Source organism: Actinomadura sp. NPDC047616 (assembly GCF_040642915.1).
Classification (GTDB): Bacteria; Actinomycetota; Actinomycetes; order Streptosporangiales; family Streptosporangiaceae; genus Spirillospora; species Spirillospora miaoliensis.
The window spans coordinates 213976-220094 of sequence record NZ_JBEYTB010000015.1 but is presented as its reverse complement, the minus strand read 5'-3'; the positions used below and the strand labels follow the sequence as shown (position 1 = coordinate 220094).

Genomic DNA, 6119 nt, shown 5'->3' with positions numbered 1-6119 from the left:
AGATGCGGCTTCCGAACGTGCTCCTGCTGGGGGTGATGCCGAGGGCGCGTTGGAGGGCGTTGCCGCGGCGCGGCGAGATGCGGCTTCCGAACGTGCCCCTGCTGGGGGTGATGCCGAGGGCGCGTTGGAGGGCGTTGCCGCGGCGCGGCGAGATGCGGCTTCCGAACGTGCTCCTGCTGGGGGTGATGCCGAGGGCGCGTTGCAGGGTGTTGCCTCGGTGTAGTGAGGTGCGGCGTGGAAGGGTGCCGCGTCGCATGGGTCCTGTGTAGCTGCCGCTCAGCAGTCCGCCCCCAGGGCTGATGCCCAGGGCGCGTTGCAGAGGGGTGCCCCGGCGTAGCGTGGTGCGTCCCCCGAACGTGCCCCTGCTAGGGGTGATGCCGAGCGCGCGTTGCAGAGTGTTGCCCCGGCGTTGCGAAAGGCGGCCTCCCAGTGGGCCGCTCGGGGTGATGCCGAGCGCGCGTTGGAGGGCGTTGCCCCGGCGCGCGGGGATGCGTCGCGGCAGCGTGCCGCCCCGGCCGAGCCCCCCGCCGCCGAGGACGCCGCGTCCCGCGGGCCCCCCGAAGATCCCGGGCGTACGCCGCCGCGTGATGGCGCCGCGTCCGCCGGGCCGCATGGTGCCGCCGCGGATGCCGCGGACCAGGGCGTACGCGGCCACGCCCGCGGCGGTGGCGCCGGCGGCGGTGGTCAGCGGGTGGCGCCGGGCGCCTTCGGCGGCGTGCACGGCCGCCTCCGGGGTCGCCTCGCGGGCCCTGGCCTTGAGCTGGCCGGCCTTCTGCTGGGCGCGGGCCCTGACGTCGGCGCGCGCGGCGAGGGCCTCCACGGTGGCGCCGAGCTCGGCGCGCGTCTCCTCGATGATGTGCTGTTGCTCCGCGACCTGCGGATCACGGTCGTAAGTGGTCATCGCCTGCCCCTGGTGCGTTGCTGGATCTCGTGGACGTCGGCCCGAACGCTGTCGGCGGTGCGGACCGGGGGCGTGGCGAGGCGCAGATGCCACCTGCCCTGGAGGGCCATCAGCCCGGCCACCACGAACAGGACGCCGCCTATGATCAACGCGGCCGCCCAGGCGGGCAGGACGAGGGCCAGGGCGAGCACCGCCGCCGCGACCAGGGCGCCGCCGCCGTACAGCGCGAACGCTCCGGCGCCGCCGAACATCCTGGCGGCCTTGGCGGCGCGGCCGCCCTTGTGCCGCAGCTCCAGCTGGGCCAGCCGCAGCTCCTCGCGCACCAGGCGGGCGCTCTGCTCGCTGAGGTGCCGGATCAGCTCGGCGGTCGAGGCTCCGGCCAGGTCTTCGACATGTCGCCCGGTCACGTCACCGACACGTCGCTCGGTCAGTTGTTCGGACATCGCAACGTCGCCTCCCTTGCACGGGAAGCTGTCGATACCCGCTCACCAGGGGACCTAACGGGGCGACAGCGAGTGATCAGGGGGAACAGCGGGGATCACCTGATTGTCGACAACAAGGTGAAACGCCAGCGTTTCACCAACGTTCACCTTGACCAGGGACCATTGACTCATGACGGTCGAACCAGGACACGCCCGACGGGGTGAGGAAGCGCTGCCCGAAGATCGCTATCTGGACCGCGAGGAGAGCTGGCTGCGGTTCAACCAGCGTGTCCTGGAGCTGGCCGAGGACCCCGGGCTGCCGCTGCTGGAGCGCGTGCGGTTCCTGTCGATCTTCGCCAGCAACCTCGACGAGTTCTTCATGGTGCGGGTCGCCGGGCTGGCCCGCCGGATGGCGACCGGCCTGGCGGTGCAGTCGGCCAGCGGCCGCCAGCCCCGCGAGGTGCTGGAGCGCATCTCCGCCGTCGCGCACGAGCTGATGCTGCGGCACGCGGTGGCCTTCCACGAGGAGATCTGCCCCGCGCTGGCCAAGGAGGGCATCGACATCCTGCGCTGGGACGAGCTGGCGCAGACCGAGCAGGAGCGGCTGCGCCGGCTGTTCCGCGACCGGATCTACCCGGTGCTGACCCCCCTGGTGGTCGACTCGGCGCACCCGTTCCCCTACATCTCCGGCCTGTCGCTCAACCTGGCCGTGATCGTCCGTGATCCGGAACGGGACGGCACGCTGTTCGCCCGGGTGAAGGTGCCGCCGCTGCTGCCGAGGTTCATCGAGGCGTCCCCCAACCGGTTCACCCCGCTGGAGGACGTGATCGCCGCCCATCTCGGGCAGCTGTTCGTCGGCATGGAGATCGTCGAGCACCACGCGTTCCGGGTGACCCGCAACCAGGACCTGGAGATCGACGAGGACATCAGCGAGGGCCTGCTGCAGGCGCTGGAACGCGAGCTGCTGCGCCGCCGTTTCGGCCCGGTGGTCCGGCTGGAGGTGGAGAGCTCGATCTCCCAGGAGGTGCTGGACTTCCTCACCACCGAGCTGGCCATCGACGACAACCAGATCTACCGGGTGGACGGCCCGCTGGACCTGGCCGGGATGGCGGCCATCGCCGACCTGGACCGCCCGGAGCTGAAGTATCCGCCGTTCGTGCCGTCCAAGGAGGCGATCGCGGCCGACGCCGGCATCTTCGCCGCCATCCGCGAACGCGACGTGCTCGTCCACCACCCCTACGACTCGTTCACCACCACCGTGCAGCGGCTGATCGAGGACGCCGCCGCCGACCCCCGCGTGCTGGCGATCAAGCAGACGCTCTACCGCACCAGCGGCGACTCGCCGATCGTGGACGCGCTCATCGAAGCGGCCGAGGAGGGTAAGCAGGTCGTCGTGGTGGTCGAGTTGAAGGCCCGGTTCGACGAGCGGGCCAACATCGCCTGGGCGCGCAAGCTGGAGCAGGCGGGCTGCCACGTGGTGTACGGGTTCGTCGGGCTGAAGACGCACTGCAAGCTGGCCATGGTGGTGCGCCAGGACGCCGACGGCACGCTGCGCCGCTACTGCCACATCGGCACCGGCAACTACCATCCCAAGACCGCGCGGCTGTACGAGGACTTCGGGCTGCTCACCGCCGACCGCGAGGTCGGCGAGGACGTCAGCGCACTGTTCAACCACCTGACCGGCTACTCGCGGCAGACCTCGTTCAAGCGGCTGCTGGTGGCCCCGCACAGCCTGCGGTCGGGGCTGGTGCTGCGCATCGAGCGCGAGATCGAGCACCACCGCGCCGGCCGGCCCGCCCGCATCCGCATCAAGTGCAACGCGCTGGTCGACGAGGTGATCATCGACGCGCTGTACCGGGCGTCGCAGGCGGGCGTGCCGGTCGACATCTGGGTGCGCGGCATCTGCGCGCTGCGCCCGGGTGTGCCGGGGCTGTCGGAGACGATCCGGGTGCGCAGCGTGCTGGGCCGGTTCCTGGAGCACTCCCGGGTGTTCGCCTTCGAGCACGGCGGCGACTCGGAGGTGTGGCTGGGCAGCGCCGACCTGATGCACCGCAACCTGGACCGGCGGGTCGAGGCCCTGGTCCGGGTGACCGATCGGTCGCACCGGGCCGACCTGGTCCGGCTGATCGATCTGGCCATGGACGACGACACCGCGACCTGGTGGCTTGACGGCGACGGCACGTGGACGCGCCGGTCCGCCATGGTGGACGGGGAGCTGCTGGACATCCAGACGCACCTGGTCCGCAGCCGCCGCTGGAGGACCGTCGATGGATGACCCCCGCCCCGACGCACCCGTACTCGGCACCCCCCACTCCCCCGGGGAGCCGAACCTCGCCGGCCCCCGCTCCCCCGGGGAACCGGGTCCCGGCGAACCCGGCCCGGCCGTGACGCGGCCGCCCATCCGCGCGGCGGGCGCCGTGCTGTGGCGCCCGGGTGACGGCCGTGGCCCCGACGGCGCGCCCGTCCCCGAGGTGGCGCTGATCCACCGTCCGCGGCACGACGACTGGTCGTTCCCCAAGGGCAAGCTGGAACGGGACGAGCACGCGCTGCGCGGCGCGGTCCGCGAGGTGGAGGAGGAGACCGGGGTCGTGGCGCGGCTGGGGCGCCGCCTGCCGACCCGCGTCTATCCCAAGGACGGCCGCACCAAGTACGTCGACTACTGGGCGGCGCGGGCCGTGTCGTCGGCGAGGTTCACCCCGAACGACGAGGTCGACGAGCTGGTCTGGCTGCCGGTGGCCGAGGCCGAGCGGCGGCTCACCTACCCGCTGGACGTCGACCTGCTGCGCGAGTTCGCCGCCGGGCCGCTGGTGACGCGTCCGCTGGTGATCCTGCGGCACGCCACGGCGGGCGAGAAGAGCGAGTGGAACGGTCCGGACGAGCTGCGGCACCTGGACGAGCCGGGCCTCGCCCAGGCCGGGACGCTGGCCGACCTGCTGTTCGCCTACGGCCCCGGGCGTCTGGTCAGCTCGGCGACGGCGCGCTGCGTGGAGACGCTGCTGCCGTACGCGCGCCGCACCGGTTCGGAGGTCGTCACCGACCGGGCGTTCACGGTCGGCGTCACCGACGCCGGGCGGGCGTGCGCGCGCCTGCTCGACCTGGCGGTCGCGACCGAGGGGGCGCCCGCGCCGGAGCCGCTGGTGGTGTGCACGCACGGCGAGATCGTGTCCGAGCTGATCACCTTCCTGTGCCGCGAGCTGGGCGAGAAGGAGCCCGACGACCCCGCGCTCGACAAGGGGGCGTTCTGGGCGGTGCACGTGTCGGCGTCAGGCGACGGCACGACGCCGACCCTGGCGGCGCTGGAACGCCACTCCTGCTAGAAGGCGGGCGCGCCGATCCGCTGCCAGGTCCGTTCCAGGCCGTCCAGCGACGTCTGCGCCTCGCAGCGCTCGACCCCGTACAGCACGCCGATGGTGAACGCCTCGGCCGGGGTGCGCACGCCCGCGGCGATCTCCCGCAGGTGCGCCATGGCGATCACGCCGTCCTGGTGGCCGCCGAACACCTCCTGCACGCTCCTGGCGTCCCGGGCGGCCCGCGTCGCGGTCTCCCCGAGCACCGGGACGGCCAGCTCCGCCGCGTAACGGGCCCGTTTGGCGGACTTGCGGGTCTCGTGCCGCGCCACGTCGGCGTCCTCGGCGGTGGTGATCGCGGCGTGCGCCCGTTCCATCCGCCGCCACGCCCGGGCCACCAGCACCGGCAGTTCCTTGGCGGCCCGGCGGGCGGCGCGGTCGGTCAGCGGCGGGTCGGCGACGAGACGCTCCAGCGCGTCCAGCAGGGCGAAGTAGCGCGGCTCCTTGAGCGCGGCGTTGAGCCGCCGGTACGCCGACCTCTCCTTGCGGGCGAGCTCGTCCAGCCACTCCCGTCCGGCGTCGCCGACGCCCAGCTCGTCCAGCCGCGCGGTGAACCGCATGCGCAGCACCTCGAGGTCGCGGACCTCGCCGAGCACCTCGGCCAGCCACTGCAGCTCGGGCCGCAGCGGATCGACGCGCTCGCGCGCCAGCAGCGGCCGGTAGCTGCGCAGGGCGCTGCGCACGCGGCGCACCGCGACCCGCATCCGGTGGACCGCGTCCTCCTCGGCCACCCGCGCCTTCGGGTCGTACCTCAGGATCGCCGCGACCTGGGCCGCCAGATACGCCCGGACGGCCGCGCCCGCCGACCCGTCGTCGGCCGGCTCCCGAGGGGCCCGCGGGACGGCGCCGTTCAGCAGCCGTCCCAGCTTGGACGACGACGCCGACCGCCGCGCCCCGGCCTTGCGCAGCCGCTTGCCCGCCGCCCTGAGCAGCCCGGGCTCCCCGGTGCCCAGCTCGACCTCGATCTCCCGCCAGGACGCGGCGGTGTCGTGGTCGTCCCGCAGGACGCGGCCGGTGACCGCGTCGTCGGCGACCTCGGCGAGCACCGCGCCGTCCTCGTCCAGCAGCGGCAGCACGGTCCGCTCGGTCTCCAGCGTGGCGACCGGCCGCAGCGCCGCGCCGCGCGTGTAGGCGGCCACCAGGTTCGCCAGCCGGGCCGGGACGACCCGCGCCCGCCCGAGCGGCGCGCGGGTCTCGATCTTGCTGTCCGGGCCGACCGGCATCTTCAGGTGCCAGCCCGCGTCATCGCCGCCGCGCCGCCGCCGCAGGGTGATGCCGTGCGCGGAAAGCCGCAGGTCGTCGGTGTCGAAGTAGGTGGCGTGCAGCCGGTGCGACCGCGCCCGCCCCACGGTGGCCACCCCGGGCAGGCCGGACAGTTCCGGCAGCCCGAAGCCGGCGTCCGCGTCGTACTTGCGCTCGACCTCCACATGCTGCGCGGCCACGGCATCA

5 protein-coding genes are annotated in these 6119 nt (G+C 73.6%); 2 read left to right on the top strand and 3 right to left on the bottom strand.

Going from position 1 to position 6119, the window contains the following annotated elements:
• Nucleotides 1–901, bottom strand: a 901-nt coding sequence (locus tag ABZ801_RS31355) for a DUF3618 domain-containing protein (RefSeq protein ID WP_360704693.1), incomplete at its 3' end; no start/stop codon positions are given.
• Entirely contained in the window at nucleotides 898–1344 is a 447-nt protein-coding gene (locus ABZ801_RS31350; RefSeq protein WP_360704690.1) for a phage holin family protein, read from the bottom strand. The genes ABZ801_RS31350 and ABZ801_RS31355, both read right to left, overlap by 4 nt.
• Before the next feature lie 169 nt (nucleotides 1345–1513).
• Here ABZ801_RS31350 and ABZ801_RS31345 point away from each other — a divergent pair, with 169 nt between their 5' ends.
• Together ABZ801_RS31345 and ABZ801_RS31340 are read left to right on the top strand one after the other, a co-directional pair.
• Entirely contained in the window at nucleotides 1514–3598 is a 2085-nt protein-coding gene (locus ABZ801_RS31345) for an RNA degradosome polyphosphate kinase (RefSeq protein WP_360704687.1), read from the top strand.
• Nucleotides 3591–4640 carry an NUDIX hydrolase gene (locus ABZ801_RS31340; RefSeq protein ID WP_360704684.1) on the top strand — a complete coding sequence of 350 codons (1050 nt, stop codon included), beginning with the start codon at nucleotides 3591–3593 and terminating at the stop codon, nucleotides 4638–4640. The genes ABZ801_RS31345 and ABZ801_RS31340 overlap by 8 nt, the downstream gene beginning before the upstream one ends.
• On the opposite strand, the gene ABZ801_RS31335 is transcribed toward ABZ801_RS31340, so the two are convergent.
• Nucleotides 4637–6112 (bottom strand): CYTH and CHAD domain-containing protein, encoded by a 1476-nt coding sequence (locus tag ABZ801_RS31335; RefSeq protein WP_360704681.1) that lies wholly within the window; start codon nucleotides 6110–6112, stop codon nucleotides 4637–4639. The two genes, ABZ801_RS31340 and ABZ801_RS31335, sit on opposite strands and share 4 nt — an antisense overlap.
• Nucleotides 6113–6119: the final 7 nt, after the last annotated feature.

What these genes read in the sequence shown, in the direction of transcription:
- ABZ801_RS31345 (WP_360704687.1), top strand. Translation starts at nt 1,514, where the DNA reads ATGACGGTCGAACCAGGACACGCCCGACGGGGTGAGGAAGCGCTGCCC.
- ABZ801_RS31340 (WP_360704684.1), top strand. Translation starts at nt 3,591, where the DNA reads ATGGATGACCCCCGCCCCGACGCACCCGTACTCGGCACCCCCCACTCC.
- ABZ801_RS31350 (WP_360704690.1), bottom strand. Translation starts at nt 1,344, where the DNA reads ATGTCCGAACAACTGACCGAGCGACGTGTCGGTGACGTGACCGGGCGA.